Below are 14,913 nucleotides of genomic sequence, written 5' to 3'. Positions count from 1 at the left end.
TTGGTACGTTGCATAAATGTAAATAAAGAACAATTGACATTGCCGAAACCGTGCAGCATATCGCACAATGAGGCCAGTTCTCACAGCAAAGACCCATCAAAGATGAGCAAACCCTTACAAAAACCCACCATTCTGAATGTTGAAACTGTTGCGAAATCGCGGCTGTTTAATGTTGAAAGTGTGGACCTGGAGTTCAGCAACGGTGTGCGTCGCGTTTATGAACGCATGCGCCCGTCATCGCGTGAAGCGGTCATGATCATTCCTATCATCGATGACCATCTCATTTTGATCCGCGAATATGCTGTGGGCACGGAATCTTACGAACTGGGGTTCTCAAAAGGGCTTATTGATCCCGGTGAAACGGTTTTTGAAGCCGCAAACCGTGAGCTGAAAGAAGAGGTTGGGTTTGGTGCAAAAGAACTCTCATTCCTGAAAAAACTGAGTATGGCTCCCTCCTATTTTTCCAGCAAAATGAATATCGTGGTGGCGGAAGACCTCTACCCGGAATCGCTGGAAGGGGATGAACCCGAACCGCTGCCACAGGTGCGTTGGCCACTGGCGCATTTGCTGGATTTGCTGGAAGACCCGGATTTCAACGAAGCACGTAACGTGAGTGCATTGTTCCTGGTTCGCGAGTGGTTGAAAGATCAGGGGCGTTTGTAGCCCGTAAAAAAGCCGGGTAGCGACTACGCCTTACCCGGCCTGTGATTTTCCTGCCCGGAGTTCTCCGGGCATTCCAGTCTTTAAAACAGCTCGTGCGTCTCGCCGTTGTCAATCAACTCAGTTCCCACCTCATGTACCGCCTGTGTGGTTGGCTGTGTACCTTCGATGAAATATTCCTGTCGGCTGTTACCACCATTGGCAAGTTGCCCGGTGCTTCTGTCGATATTCACCGTGACGACACCCGGCGGTGGCGTCAACGGTTGTTCAGGTACACCGTCCAGAACCGCTTTCATATACGCATCCCAGGCTGGTTGTGCGCTTTTAGCGCCACCTTCGTAACCCGATATCTGATCCTTAATCGCCCCGGATGCGGTAGTTCGTCCCAAATCACGCCGGTGATCGTCAAACCCGATCCAGACAGATGTCACCACACCCGGTCCGTAACCGGAGAACCACGCATCTTTCGAACTGTTTGTCGTCCCTGTTTTGCCGCCAATGTCGTGACGCTGTAAATCGCGTCCCGCACGCCAGCCCGTCCCCTGCCAGCCCGGCTCACCAAAGATGTTGGTATTCAGCGCGCTCTTAATCAGGAAAGAGAGTGGTGTGTTAATCACATGGGGTGCGTACTCCTGGGCAGCACTCTGAGCGACCAGTGCCTGGTTGGCCTGTTCTAACTGAGGCTGAGGTACGACAGCGTTTTGCTGTTCCTGCGATATCGCCACATCCTCCATATCCTTGTTTTCAAGCACGTTGGATTTTGGCGTATCACCGTAGATCACCGGAATATCACACTCCGCACAGGCGATCTTCGGTTTTGCTTCGAAGAGGACGCCCCCCTGATCGTTCTCGATTTTACTGATGTAGTAAGGGTCGACCAGGTATCCACCGTTTGCCATTACCGAGTAACCCCTGGCGACCTGCAACGGCGTAAAGGAAGCGGAACCCAGCGCCAGCGATTCGGTATGCACAATGTTCTGTGCCGGGAATCCAAAGCGTTGCAGATATTCCGCTGCGTAGTCGACGCCCATAGCGCGCATCGCACGTACCATTACCACGTTTTTCGACTGTCCCAGACCTTGGCGAAGACGAATTGGCCCTGCATATTCTGCTGGAGAGTTCTTCGGTTGCCAGTCTGAACCCGCGCCTGCATCCCAACGGGAAATCGGCACATCGTTAAGGATACTGGCGAGCGTTAAACCTTTGTCCATCGCGGCAGTGTACAGGAATGGTTTAATGTTAGAGCCAACCTGACGCAGCGCCTGCGTGGCACGGTTAAATTTGCTCTGGTTGAAATCGAACCCACCAACCAGCGCCATCACCGCCCCGTTCTGAGGGTTGATAGAAACCAGCGCGGAGTTCACATCTGGCACTTGTGCCAGCCACCAGGCATCGCCAACCTGACGCACCCAGATTTGCTGCCCGGTCTGGACGGCATCGGTCACTTTGCGTGGGGTTGGCCCCTGCAACGTGTCGGAGCGGTACGGACGTGCCCAGCGAATGCCATCCATACGCAGGGAAACGGATGTACCGTCTGCCATCATGGCAATCGCTTCTTGTGGATCAGCTCTGGTCACCACTGCGGGTAAGAGTGGCCCGTAGGTTGGGAGTGTTTTTAACGAATCGGTAATTTTTTTGCTATCCCACGCACTTTCACCCACTTTCCACAACACATTTGATGGGCCGCGATAGCCGTGACGCATGTCGTAATCCATCACGTTATTGCGTACTGCCTGCTGTGCTGCCTGCTGAACTTTACGGGTGATGGTGGTGTAAATGCGATAGCCATCTTCATAAGCATTCTCACCATAGCGACTCACCATATCCTGGCGAACCATTTCGGTGAGATACGGTGCGGAGAAGGCAATTTCCGGGGCATGGTAATTGGCGTCGATCACGTCATTGCGAGCCTGATCGTACTCCGTCTGGCTGATATAGCCTTCACTCAGCATACGCGACAGCACGACGTTACGGCGCGCTGTTGCCCGATCCAGCGAATAGAGCGGGTTAAATGTCGATGGTGCTTTTGGCAGACCGGCAATGGTTGCCATTTCGCTCAGCGTGAGCTGTTCGATCGGCTTACCAAAGTAAACCTGCGCCGCGGCTCCAACACCATAGGCACGGTAACCGAGATAGATCTTGTTGAGGTAAAGCTCAAGGATCTCGTCTTTGCTCAGCAACTGTTCAATACGGATCGCAAGGAACACCTCTTTGATCTTACGCATCAGCGTCTTTTCAGGGCTGAGGAAGAAGTTACGCGCTAATTGCTGCGTAATCGTACTCGCCCCCTGTGACGCATGACCAGAGAACAGTGCAACGCTGGCAGCACGGAAAATCCCTACCGGATCGACACCATGATGCTCGTAAAAACGGCTATCTTCCGTCGCGATAAAGGCTTTCACCATGACTGGTGGTATTTGTTTTAAGGTCAATGGGATACGGCGTTTTTCGCCATATTGCGCCATCAGCTCGCCATCGGCGCTATAGACCTGCATTGGGATCTGGAGGCGCACATCACGAAGTGTGGCGACATCAGGTAGCTGCGGCTCAATATATTTGTACAAACCATAAATCGAGCCTGCTCCCAGCAGAATGCAACAGACTGCAAGGATCAATAAATACTTTACGAACTTCACCGGAGATTTCCCATTTGGTTTCACTTGGGCAGTTTATAAACAATCGCGCGGTAGTATAAAGGCAAGCCTGATGCATTGATAGAGCCGTCAACCTGACGGGCGATAAGGAGATCGTGAAGCATGGCTTTCAAAACATGGCAAACGGGCGTTCATATTCAACACGATAAGGTGCGCATAGTGGCACTGACCAGAGAACAGGCAGCATGGAGCCTGCGCCGCTGGTGGGATATCCCTCTGGCAGAAGGCATTATCCGTGAGGGACAAATTCTCAAGCCAGAACAATTGGTTGAAGCGTTGAAACGCTGGCGACAGATGTTGCCGTATTACCATCGGGTGTTTCTGGCTTTTCCGGCCGCCCGAACTCTGCAAAAGACATTTTCGGGGCCAGCTCTCGCCTTACGCGATAGCGAGAAGGTGGCATGGCTGGGGTCAGCGCTATCGCGGGAGCTGGAGATGCCAGCCCAAACACTGTGTTTTGATTATTCACAAGATACCTTTAGCCGCGCGTTTCATGTCACTGCTGCGCAAAACAAAGAGGTGGCAACGCTGTTATCACTGGCTAAAACGCTGCGTTTGCGGCTGGCTTCCATTACTCCGGACGCCAGCGCGTTGGCGAATTTGCTCCCTGTTGTTGAACCTGCGCAGTGTGTCGCCTGGCGTGATGAGCATCAGTGGCTATGGGCGATGCGCCATCAGTGGGGGCGACGGGAGCGTCATCAGGCGGCAAACCTTTCGGAGCTTGCCGCGCGACTGGCGCTCTCCAGCGACGATATCGCTTTTTTTGATGCTCAGGGTCAGGACCCGTGGAGCACGTTGTCACGGTGTCAGCCGCCATTACCTGAATGTGGTGCTGAATTTACAGTCGCGCTGGCACTGGCAATGAGTGAGGTATTCGCGTGAGAACGATGAATCTCTTGCCCTGGCGACAGTATCAGCAAGCCCACTGTGTACGTTTCTGGGGGCTGATGTTTGCAGGTTCCCTGTCGATTGTGCTGATGCTAATGGTGAGTTTAAGAGTTGGGGACATTCACTCCCGACACGTTTTACAGCGTGAGTTATCAGGTATTCAGACAGTACAAAACCGGCTTGAAGCGAGGCTGATGCGCGAGCAGGACGTGGCTCAACCTGATGTTGATAAGTGGTTTCCAACGCAGGTATGGCCGCCTGCACTGCTTTCGCTGGCGCACATCATTCCGTCACAGGCCTGGCTTACGCAACTGCGTTATCAACCACCTTCACTGATTTTGACGGGGTATGCGACAACACTTCCAGTACTTTCTGGGATGAATGTCGTACTCAGCAAGATCGAGGGTTTTACTCCAGGACCTGCGGGAGCACTACTCCAGGATAATCAGGGGCGCTGGGCATTTACTTTTCAGCTAAAAAAGCGAGGGTAACGGATGCATGAACTCGTTCAACGCTGGTGTGAATGTCGCCCATGTACACGGCTCTTTCTCTGGTGTGTTGGCACAAGCACGACGGTGCTCATCGCCTATTTGCTGCTGGTCAGACCCATACACACGGAGATTATCAGGCTCAATACGCAGGTGATAAATGCCTTGCACGTCAACGCATCGAAGTGGCCAGGGGCAATACGTCAGACAACCCAGTTGAAGGCCACTGTACCGGGAAGGGAGCGGCCGTTCTCTCCACTGGAATTCCAGGCAGAGGGTACAAGGCTTGTTCACTGGAGGCCGAGGCAGGGAGGAGGTGAGCTGGTGTTGGATGCCGGTTGGGAGCAGATCCCTGAGGTGTTTTCTCGCCTTGCCTTGAGGGATGTGAAGGTCAGCGCATTTACGTTAGCTCCGGAAGGTTCGTTGCTGCGCCTGAGTGTACAGCTGGAGCAAAACGATGCGAATTAGCACGCGATACCTGATTTTGTGTTCAGTGGTGGTACTAACAGGGATGCGTGACCCTTTCCACCCGCCAGATGATCTCTGTGCGGCAGGGCAGCTAGCCCAGTGGCGTTATCAGGGGATGGTAGAAGGCATCACGACGGTTGGCATTTTGCAGGATGGGCAAAAGCGCTGGCATCGTGTCAGAAAAGATGAACATCTTCCTGTGGGATGGCGAGTGATATCCATCAATGAACGCGAGATGGTTGTTGACGTTGGCGTAACGTGTGACCCCGCTCGATGGCAGTGGCAACGAGAAGGAACGAAAACGAATGAAAACAAGGATAACGCTCTTACTGATGGTGCTCAGCGTACCAATAGCAATAGCAAAACCAACGCCGGTCACGCTCGCGGTGGATGATGTTCCGGTAGCCCAGGTACTGCAAGCGTTGGTGGCGCAAGAAAATCGAAATCTAGTGGTGTCACCTGATGTGAGCGGCTCACTTTCGCTCTCTTTAACCCGCGTCCCCTGGCGGCAGGCGTTAAACACGGTTGTATCAAGTGCTGGGCTTATTCTGCGCGAGGAAGGGGGGATTTTTTATGTCCACACGGCGGCATGGCAGCGTGATCAACTGGCCCGCAAGGAACAGGAGCAGGCAACGCGTCAGCTCAACGCTCCCCTGGTATCACGTGCTATTTCCCTGTCTTATGCCGATGCTGTGGAACTGCAAAAATCTGCAGAAAAATTGCTTAGTCCAAAGGGGGCGTTGTCCGTTGATAAACGCACCAACCGGTTGTTGGTGCGTGATAATCAAACGGTACAGGATGCGCTACAGCATTGGGCTGGACAGATGGATGTGCCTGTCGAACAGGTGGAACTGGCGGCGCATATTGTGACGATTAACGAAAAAAGCCTGCGTGAGCTGGGCGTGAAATGGAATCTCGCCGAGGCGACACAGTCAGGTAACGTAGGGAAAATGACGACGCTGGGCGCGGATTTATCGGTTGCCAGTGCCACGACACACGTCGGCTTTAATATTGGGCGAATCAACGGCAGATTGCTGGATCTGGAACTGTCGGCACTGGAACAGAAGCAACAGCTGGAAATTATCGCCAGTCCGCGGTTGCTGGCATCCCATATGCAACCCGCCAGTATTAAGCAGGGCAGCGAAATCCCGTACCAGGTTTCCAGTGGAGAGAGTGGTGCTACCTCTGTGGAGTTCAAAGAGGCCGTCCTGGGCATGGAAGTCACGCCTGTAGTATTACCCGGCGGACGTGTGCGGTTAAAATTACACATCAGTGAAAATATGCCGGGACAGGTGTTGCAACAAGCGGATGGCGAGACGCTGGCAATTGATAAACAAGAAATTGAAACACAAGTTGAGGTAAAAAACGGAGAAACTTTGGCACTGGGCGGTATTTTCTCGCAAAAGAACAAAACCGGGAGCGATAGTGTGCCTGGACTGGGGAAAATCCCCTGGATTGGACCTCTTTTTAGCCATGACGGGAAAGACAATGAACGACGAGAGCTTGTGGTGTTTATTACACCACGTCTGGTCGGTATTCACTGATGGGAAACGATCCCCGCAATGATTTTGCATTCAGTTTGTTGCAGATGTTTGACGTGGGGCATGAATTAGCTTACAAGGAGTACCGATTTGAGTCTGACTTACGTCTTGTTGCCTTATGCGTCGGGTGCGGTGATTTAATCAGTTGCCAAACAAGCCGGAGTATTGAGATAATTTTCAGTCTGACTCTCGCTCTATTGCATATGAGGTTTCAGTTCATGTCCTGCTACGCTGGGTGTTTGCGAAGCGGGGATTACCATTAACGAATAGTCTTAGTAGTACCGAAAAAATGGCAGAGAAACGCAATATCTTTCTGGTTGGGCCTATGGGTGCCGGCAAAAGCACTATTGGGCGTCAGTTAGCTCAACAACTCAATATGGAATTTTACGATTCTGATCAAGAGATTGAGAAACGAACCGGAGCTGATGTGGGCTGGGTCTTCGATGTAGAAGGCGAAGAAGGTTTCCGTGACAGAGAAGAAAAAGTTATCAATGAACTTACGGAAAAACAGGGCATCGTACTGGCGACAGGCGGCGGTTCTGTAAAATCTCGCGAAACCCGCAACCGTCTCTCCGCCCGTGGCGTTGTGGTCTATCTTGAGACGACCATCGAAAAACAGCTGGCACGTACGCAGCGCGATAAAAAGCGCCCGCTGCTGCAAGTTGAAACGCCTCCGCGCGAAGTCCTGGAAGCCCTGGCCGGTGAACGCAATCCTCTGTACGAAGAGATTGCTGATGTGACCATTCGTACTGACGATCAGAGCGCTAAAGTGGTTGCAAACCAGATTATTCATATGCTGGAAAGCAACTGATTCTGGCTTTATATACACTCGCCTGCGGGTATAAGCAATTAAGGTGGATGTCGCGTCATGGAGAGGATTACAGTTACTCTCGGGGAACGTAGTTACCCTATCACCATCGCGGCTGGTTTGTTTAACGATCCAGCTTCCTTCTTACCACTGAAAGCGGGTGACCAGGCAATGTTGGTCACCAATGAGACACTGGCTCCGCTTTATCTCGACCGCATTCGCCGTCTGCTTGAACAAGCAGGAGTGAAGGTTGACAGTGTGATTCTGCCTGATGGCGAGCAGTATAAAAGCCTGACGGTGCTCGATACCGTCTTTACCGCACTTTTGCAAAAACCGCATGGTCGCGATACGACACTGCTTGCCCTGGGCGGCGGTGTTGTTGGCGATCTGACGGGGTTTGCAGCCGCAAGTTATCAACGTGGTGTGCGCTTCATCCAGATTCCCACTACGCTGTTGTCGCAAGTCGACTCTTCTGTTGGCGGCAAAACCGCAGTCAACCATCCGCTTGGCAAAAATATGATAGGCGCGTTCTACCAGCCCGCATCGGTGGTGGTGGATCTCGACTGTCTAAAAACATTGCCGAAGCGTGAACTGGCTTCAGGACTTGCTGAAGTGATCAAATACGGCATTATTCTTGATGCTGAGTTTTTCCTCTGGCTCGAAGACAACATGGATGCCTTGCTGCGCCTTGACGGGCAGGCACTGGCATATTGTATTCGTCGTTGTTGTGAGTTGAAGGCTGAAGTTGTGGCAGCAGACGAGCGTGAAACCGGCTTACGTGCTTTACTGAATCTGGGGCATACGTTTGGTCACGCGATTGAAGCCGAAATGGGCTACGGCAATTGGCTTCATGGAGAAGCTGTCGCTGCTGGCATGGTTATGGCTGCTCGTGCTTCTGAGCGTTTGGGCCAGTTCAAACCGGAAGAAACGCAGCGCATCATTACGTTGCTTGAGCGTGCAGGCCTACCGGTGGCAGGACCGCAGGAAATGTCTGCACACGCGTATTTACCCCACATGATGCGCGATAAAAAAGTATTGGCAGGTGAGATGCGTCTGGTGCTCCCACTTGCAATAGGGAAGAGTGAAGTTCGCGGTGGAGTACCGCACGATGTCGTTCTTGGCGCTATCGCTGATTGTCAGCAGGCGTAACAACTAGAAAGGTCAGGCCGCTGTAAAAGGTGGTCTTTTAGCTTCAGGTGAAATGCAAAGTCGTTAGCATAAGCCTTTGAGTGGGGTGTTAAATGGATGAATTCAAACCAGAAGACGAGCTGAAACCCGATCCCAGCGATCGTCGTACTGGTCGTTCTCGTCAATCTTCAGAACGTGATAACGAGCCACAGATCAACTTTGACGATGTTGATCTAGATGCAGACGATCGTCGACCGTCACGCAGTCGCAACGTGCGTGATGAGCGAGAAGAAGAGGGTTATGAGTCTGAAGAAGGTTCAATGGACGAAGAGCCTGTAGAGCGTCGCCCACGTAAACGTAAAAAAGCGGTAGCGAAAGCGCCAGCTTCTCGCCAATACATCATGATGGGACTTGGTGTTTTAGTTTTGTTGCTGCTGATCATTGGTATCGGCTCAGCACTGAAAGCCCCGTCAACAAATTCTGGCGCGCCAACAGCGTCGACCGAGAAGAGCATTAATCTTTCTGATAATGCTGCCGATCAAGCCAATGGAGCGCAGTCAGCCCCAGGTATAACCTCCGCCGACCAGACGGCAGGAAATACCACGCCGACACCGCAGGATGTTTCCCTGCCGCCTGTCTCTTCTACCCCGACTCAGGGCCAGACGCCTGCCGTGCCAGAAGGCCAACAACGCGTTGAAGTTCAGGGAGATCTGAATAACGCCCTGACTCAGCCGCAGAATCAGGAGCAGGTGAACAACGTGGTGGCTAACTCCACGCTGCCGACTGAACCTGCAACGGTTGCGCCAATTCGTGGTGGTAATACGCAGCAGCAAACCGTAGCAACGGAAAACAAACCACGTCAAACCCAGACTCAGGTTGCCCCTCGTCAGGAACGCAAACAGGTTGTGATTGAGCCGAAACGCGAAACCAAACCGCAAACTGTTGCAAAAGCACCTGAAGTGAAGACGGTGGTTCAGCCGAAACACACTGAAACGGCAACGGTTAGCGAACCGGCAAAAGCGCCAATAACGCAGACAGCGCCGAAAGCCACATCTACCGCAACAGCGCCTGTAGCAACAGCTGCGCCAGCAGCAACCGCCACAACTTCCGGCACGGCGGCAGGAAAAACAGCGGGCAATGTTGGTTCTCTGAAATCTGCGCCTTCCAGCAATTACACGCTACAGCTGAGCAGTTCTTCCAACTATGACAACCTCAACAGTTGGGCGAAGAAATCGAACCTGAAAAACTACGTTGTTTATCAGACAAGCCGTAACGGGCAGCCATGGTATGTGCTGGTGAGTGGCGTTTATGCGTCGAAAGATGAAGCAAAACGCGCTGTTGCCGCTCTGCCTGCTGATGTTCAGGCGAAAAACCCGTGGGCGAAACCGATTCATCAGGTTCAGGCCGATCTGAAGTAATGTTTAAAGCGCAGGATGCTGTCGGAGCTTTCTCCACAGCCGGAGAAGGTGTAATCAGTTAGTCAGCATGAAAAAAAATCGCGCTTTTCTGAAATGGGCAGGGGGGAAATACCCCCTGCTCGACGATATTAAAAAACACCTGCCAAAAGGCGAGTGCCTTATCGAGCCCTTCGTAGGGGCGGGATCGGTGTTTCTGAACACCGATTTTTCGCGTTATATCCTTGCGGATATCAACAGTGACCTCATTAGTCTCTATAACATTGTGAAGCTGCGTACCGACGAGTATGTCGACGAGGCGCGTAAATTGTTTACGCCTGAGACCAATGATCCAAATGTGTACTATCAATTCCGCACTGAGTTTAATCAGAGTCAGGATCCGTTCCGACGAGCGTTGTTGTTCCTGTATCTTAATCGCCATGGCTACAATGGGCTCTGCCGGTATAATTTGCGCGGTGAGTTTAACGTTCCTTTTGGTCGTTATAAGCGCCCCTATTTCCCACTGGCTGAGTTGTATCACTTTGCTGAAAAAGCGCAGAATGCGGAGTTTCTTTGCCTCTCATACGAAGAGTGCATGGATCAGGCAGATGTAAACTCAGTGGTTTACTGTGACCCGCCTTATGCCCCTTTGTCTGCGACGGCGAATTTTACCGCTTATCACACCAACAGTTTCAGCCCGGCAGAGCAGGCCCGTCTGGCTGAGATGGCGGAAAAGCTGGTCAGCAAAAGAATACCAGTGTTAATTTCGAATCATGATACGCCGGATACGCGCGAATGGTACAAAGCCGCGAAGCACTTTCAGGTTAAGGTGCGGCGCAGCATTAGCAGCAATGGCGGCACACGTAAAAAGGTGGACGAACTGCTGGCTCTTTATCGACCCTGAGCCGTTTTGCCCGCCGGTAAACACATTTCAAGGAGATGCGGATGAAACAGTTTTTGATTGCTCCCTCAATTCTGTCGGCCGATTTTGCCCGTCTTGGTGAAGACACCGCGAAAGCCCTTGAGGCAGGTGCGGATGTCGTCCATTTCGACGTTATGGATAACCACTACGTACCCAACCTGACCATCGGCCCGATGGTGCTTAAGGCGCTGCGTAGCTACGGTATCACTGCGCCGATTGACGTTCATTTGATGGTAAAGCCGGTGGACCGCATTGTTCCCGATTTTGCTGCTGCCGGTGCGAGCATTATTACCTTCCACCCTGAAGCTTCTGAGCATGTCGATCGCACTCTGCAACTGATTAAAGAGCACGGGTGTAAGGCGGGGCTGGTGTTTAATCCTGCAACATCGCTGAGCTATCTCGACTATGTGATGGATAAGCTGGATGTGATCCTGCTGATGTCCGTTAACCCAGGTTTCGGAGGGCAGTCGTTTATTCCTCACACCCTGGACAAATTGCGTGAAGTGCGTCGTCGTATTGATGAGTCTGGCTATGACATTCGTCTGGAAGTCGATGGTGGCGTTAAGGTGAACAATATCGGTGAAATTGCGGCAGCGGGCGCGGATATGTTTGTTGCGGGCTCCGCGATTTTTGATCAGCCGGATTACAAAAAAGTCATTGATGAAATGCGCCGGGAACTGGCAAAGGTAAGTCATGGATAAATTGCGGGCAATCCGAGGTGTAGCCTTTGACCTCGATGGTACGCTGGTGGACAGCGCGCCAGGTTTAACCAGCGCGGTAGACCAGGCGCTGTATGCGCTTGAGCTTCCTGTTGCGGGTGAAGATCGCGTCGTGACCTGGATTGGTAACGGTGCAGATGTGTTGATGGAACGCGCGCTGACCTGGGCGCGTCAGGAGCGTGCAATCTTACGTGCAGCGCAGGGGAAACCCGGCGTTGACCACGCGGACATCCCACAGGAAGAACAGCAACGCGTACTGCGTAAATTGTTCGACCGTTACTATGAAGAAACGGTTGAAGAGGGGAGCTTTTTGTTCCCGGATGTTGTCGAAACGCTGAGCACATTACGCGCGAATGGTATTCCAATGGCGCTGGTTACCAACAAGCCCACGCCGTTTGTTGCACCCTTGCTGGGCGCTCTGGATATTGCGAAATACTTCTCAGTGATCGTCGGGGGGGATGATGTTCAGAATAAAAAACCGCATCCGGAACCGATTCTCCTGGTCGCTGGAAAATTATCCTTAGCACCTGCGGAGCTGCTCTTTGTCGGTGATTCGCGCAATGATATTCTGGCAGCTAAGGCCGCGGGGAGTCTCTCCGTTGGTCTGACTTATGGCTACAACTACGGTGAAGCCATCACGCTGAGTGAGCCGGACCTGGTGTTCGACCACTTCAAAGATTTATTGCCCGTGCTCGGGCTCTCGCACAGTGAAAATCAGGAATTAAAAAATGACTAAGCCCATCGTTTTTAGTGGCGCACAGCCGTCAGGTGAATTGACCATTGGTAACTACATGGGTGCGCTGCGTCAGTGGGTGAACATGCAGGATGACTATCACTGCATCTATTGCATCGTGGATCTGCATGCCATCACCGCACGTCAGGACCCTGAGAAACTGCGTAAAGCCACGCTGGATACTCTGGCGCTCTATCTGGCATGCGGTATCGATCCTGAGAAAAGCACCATTTTCGTTCAGTCTCATGTGCCAGAGCACGCGCAACTGGGCTGGGCGCTGAACTGCTATACCTATTTTGGCGAGCTGAGCCGTATGACTCAGTTCAAAGACAAATCAGCGCGCTACTCTGAAAACATCAATGCTGGCCTGTTTGATTACCCGGTCCTGATGGCGGCAGATATTCTGCTGTATCAGACCAACCAGGTTCCTGTGGGCGAAGATCAGAAACAGCATCTGGAGTTGAGCCGTGATATTGCCCAGCGCTTCAATGCGATTTATGGCGATATCTTCAAAGTACCAGAGCCGTTCATTCCAAAATCTGGCGCACGCGTAATGTCGCTGCTGGAGCCGACCAAGAAGATGTCCAAATCCGACGATAACCGCAACAACGTTATTGGTTTGCTGGAAGATCCGAAGTCGGTGGTGAAAAAGCTTAAACGTGCCGTAACCGATTCAGACGAGCCACCTGTTGTTCGTTATGACGTGCAGAACAAAGCGGGCGTGTCCAACTTGCTGGATATTCTCTCTGGTGTAACCGGTCGTAGCATCCCTGAGCTGGAACAGCACTTCGAAGGCAAGATGTATGGTCACCTGAAAGGCGAAGTGGCGGATGCGGTGTCCGGCATGCTGACCGAGTTGCAGGAACGTTATAACCGTTTCCGTAACGACGAAGCCTTCCTGCAAAAAGTGATGAAAGACGGCGCAGATAAAGCGAGTGCGCGTGCGTCTGAAACGCTGAAAGCGGTTTACGAAGCGATTGGTTTTGTGGCGAAGCCCTAAGCTCTGGCACGATGAAAAAAACCGGGAAATTCCCGGTTTTTTTGTCTCTGCCGGGCAGTTATCCCAAATGGTCTCCGGCGAAATCTGTGAAGCATCTCGCCGTTTTGCCATATCGATCTTGAGTTATATTTTCATTTTAATGAAGATATAAATATTCACTTTACTGAAAATTAAAAATGCGCCGAACGTTTATCAAAAAAGAGGGGATGGTACTGACCACCCTGGCCCGCTACCTGCTAGGTGAGAGACGCGGTAATCGTTTGAAAACGATTGATGAGCTTGCCGGAGAGTGTGACTCATCCGTCGGGCTGACTCAGGCGGCACTGAAAACGCTTGAGTTGTCTGGCGCTATTCGCATCGAACGGCGCGGGCGAAATGGCAGTTTCCTGGTGGAGATGGACAATAAGCTGCTACTGTCACACGTTGATATCAACAATGTCGTGTGTGCCATGCCGTTGCCCTATACCCGCTTATATGAAGGGTTGGCGAGCGGGTTAAAAGCGCAGTTTGACGGGATCCCTTTTTATTATGCGCATATGCGCGGGGCAGATATCCGTGTCGAATGTTTGTTAAATGGCGTGTATGACATGGCCGTTGTCTCTCGCCTTGCGGCAGAAAGTTATCTTGCGCAGAGCGGATTGAGCATGGTCCTGGAGCTTGGTCCTCATACATACGTTGGTGAGCATCAACTGATTTGTCGTAAAGGAGAGTCCGGCACAGTGCGTCGGGTTGGGCTGGATAATCGCTCTGCGGACCAAAAAATCATGACCGAAGCCTGTTTTGGCCATCGCGATGTTGAGTTGATCAACCTCTCTTACCACGAAAGCCTGCAACGTATTGTGAAAGGGGATGTTGATGCGGTTATCTGGAACGTGGTGGCAGACGCGGAGCTTGCGTTACTTGGACTGGAAGCGACGCCGTTAACCAATGATCCACGTTTTTTGCAGGCCACCGAAGCGGTCATTTTGACTCGCAAAGATGACTACCCAATGCAGCATTTATTACGAACTGTTGTTGATAAGCAGGCACTGCTCGCCCATCAACAAAGTGTGGTGAACGGTGAACGAGAACCAAGTTATTAAGGCATCTTCAATGGAAAACAGACTTAACCTGCTTTGCGAGGCAGGGGTTATCGACAGGGATATTCGCGACGGCATGGTCCGGGTGGTTTCACGGATGGCGCAAGAGTGGGGTTTACCGGTCTTTACTGAACAGGGCGAAATGGTCGTGACGCATATGGCAAATGCCCTGATGCGAAGTCGTCGTGGTGATGTCATTGCTCCGCTTGATGCGGAGCTTTATGACGAACTTGTTCAGTCGCCGCACTGGCAAGCCATTTTGCAGACCCACCATCTCCTCCTTGGGGAATTTTCCGTCGAGCTTCATACCGCTGAAGAAGGGTATTTGCTGGCAAATCTGTATGGATTGTGGATGGCTGGTCAGGAAGCAGCGCAGCGCTGATGGTGTGAAGGGTGTTATTGCACTTTAAATATTCAAAAAAATGAATATT

The 14,913-nt window shown here is 52.0% G+C and carries 16 protein-coding genes; 15 read left to right on the top strand and 1 reads right to left on the bottom strand.

Going from position 1 to position 14,913, the window contains the following annotated elements; all coding sequences use genetic code 11:
• Positions 1-102: 102 nt before the first annotated feature.
• A complete protein-coding gene (nudE, locus tag HV346_RS21305) occupies positions 103-663 on the top strand; it encodes an ADP compounds hydrolase NudE (RefSeq protein ID WP_181621145.1) in 561 nt (186 codons plus the stop codon).
• Positions 664-743: 80 nt separating this feature from the next.
• Here the strand turns inward: nudE and mrcA are convergent, their stop codons facing one another.
• Positions 744-3,296: a peptidoglycan glycosyltransferase/peptidoglycan DD-transpeptidase MrcA gene (mrcA, locus tag HV346_RS21300; protein WP_181621144.1), complete on the bottom strand. Its 2,553-nt coding sequence runs from the start codon at positions 3,294-3,296 to the stop codon at positions 744-746.
• 120 nt (positions 3,297-3,416) lie between these two features.
• Here mrcA and HV346_RS21295 point away from each other — a divergent pair, with 120 nt between their 5' ends.
• From HV346_RS21295 to HV346_RS21230, 14 genes are all read left to right on the top strand, one after another.
• Positions 3,417-4,196 carry a DNA utilization protein HofM gene (locus HV346_RS21295; protein WP_181621143.1) on the top strand — a complete coding sequence of 260 codons (780 nt, stop codon included), beginning with the start codon at positions 3,417-3,419 and terminating at the stop codon, positions 4,194-4,196.
• A 5-nt stretch (positions 4,197-4,201) separates the two neighbouring features.
• Positions 4,202-4,693, top strand: a complete 492-nt coding sequence (locus HV346_RS21290; protein WP_249415156.1) for a pilus assembly protein HofN — start codon at positions 4,202-4,204, stop codon at positions 4,691-4,693.
• Positions 4,694-4,696: 3 nt separating this feature from the next.
• Positions 4,697-5,158: a hypothetical protein gene (locus HV346_RS23490; RefSeq protein WP_249415113.1), complete on the top strand. Its 462-nt coding sequence runs from the start codon at positions 4,697-4,699 to the stop codon at positions 5,156-5,158.
• Positions 5,148-5,552 (top strand): HofP DNA utilization family protein, encoded by a 405-nt coding sequence (locus tag HV346_RS21280; protein WP_181621141.1) that lies wholly within the window; start codon positions 5,148-5,150, stop codon positions 5,550-5,552. Before HV346_RS23490 ends, HV346_RS21280 begins: the two co-directional genes overlap by 11 nt.
• Positions 5,464-6,702: a DNA uptake porin HofQ gene (hofQ, locus tag HV346_RS21275; protein ID WP_181621140.1), complete on the top strand. Its 1,239-nt coding sequence runs from the start codon at positions 5,464-5,466 to the stop codon at positions 6,700-6,702. Before HV346_RS21280 ends, hofQ begins: the two co-directional genes overlap by 89 nt.
• 286 nt (positions 6,703-6,988) lie before the next feature.
• A complete protein-coding gene (gene aroK, locus HV346_RS21270; protein ID WP_010436374.1) occupies positions 6,989-7,510 on the top strand; it encodes a shikimate kinase AroK in 522 nt (173 codons plus the stop codon).
• Between the two features lie 57 nt (positions 7,511-7,567).
• Positions 7,568-8,656, top strand: coding sequence for a 3-dehydroquinate synthase (gene aroB, locus HV346_RS21265; protein ID WP_181621139.1), 1,089 nt, complete (start codon positions 7,568-7,570; stop codon positions 8,654-8,656).
• 92 nt (positions 8,657-8,748) lie between these two features.
• Complete coding sequence (gene damX, locus HV346_RS21260) at positions 8,749-10,053, top strand: cell division protein DamX (protein ID WP_181621137.1); 1,305 nt, start codon at positions 8,749-8,751, stop codon at positions 10,051-10,053.
• A 67-nt stretch (positions 10,054-10,120) separates the two neighbouring features.
• Positions 10,121-10,933 carry an adenine-specific DNA-methyltransferase gene (gene dam / locus HV346_RS21255; protein WP_181621136.1) on the top strand — a complete coding sequence of 271 codons (813 nt, stop codon included), beginning with the start codon at positions 10,121-10,123 and terminating at the stop codon, positions 10,931-10,933.
• 41 nt (positions 10,934-10,974) lie between these two features.
• Positions 10,975-11,652 (top strand): ribulose-phosphate 3-epimerase, encoded by a 678-nt coding sequence (gene rpe, locus HV346_RS21250; RefSeq protein ID WP_181621135.1) that lies wholly within the window; start codon positions 10,975-10,977, stop codon positions 11,650-11,652.
• Positions 11,645-12,406 (top strand): phosphoglycolate phosphatase, encoded by a 762-nt coding sequence (gene gph / locus HV346_RS21245; protein WP_181621134.1) that lies wholly within the window; start codon positions 11,645-11,647, stop codon positions 12,404-12,406. Before rpe ends, gph begins: the two co-directional genes overlap by 8 nt.
• Positions 12,399-13,403: a tryptophan--tRNA ligase gene (trpS, locus tag HV346_RS21240; RefSeq protein WP_181621133.1), complete on the top strand. Its 1,005-nt coding sequence runs from the start codon at positions 12,399-12,401 to the stop codon at positions 13,401-13,403. The genes gph and trpS overlap by 8 nt, the downstream gene beginning before the upstream one ends.
• A 176-nt stretch (positions 13,404-13,579) precedes the next feature.
• A complete protein-coding gene (gene yhfZ, locus HV346_RS21235) occupies positions 13,580-14,485 on the top strand; it encodes a GntR family transcriptional regulator YhfZ (RefSeq protein WP_181621132.1) in 906 nt (301 codons plus the stop codon).
• A 10-nt stretch (positions 14,486-14,495) separates the two neighbouring features.
• Positions 14,496-14,864, top strand: coding sequence for a PRD domain-containing protein (locus HV346_RS21230; protein ID WP_181621131.1), 369 nt, complete (start codon positions 14,496-14,498; stop codon positions 14,862-14,864).
• The last annotated feature ends 49 nt before the right edge of the window (positions 14,865-14,913 follow it).

This window comes from Enterobacter sp. RHBSTW-00994 (assembly GCF_013782625.1).
In the GTDB taxonomy this organism is placed as follows: Bacteria; Pseudomonadota; Gammaproteobacteria; order Enterobacterales; family Enterobacteriaceae; genus Enterobacter.
Note: the sequence above shows the minus strand (reverse complement) of the source record. Positions and strands in the feature narration are given on the sequence as shown.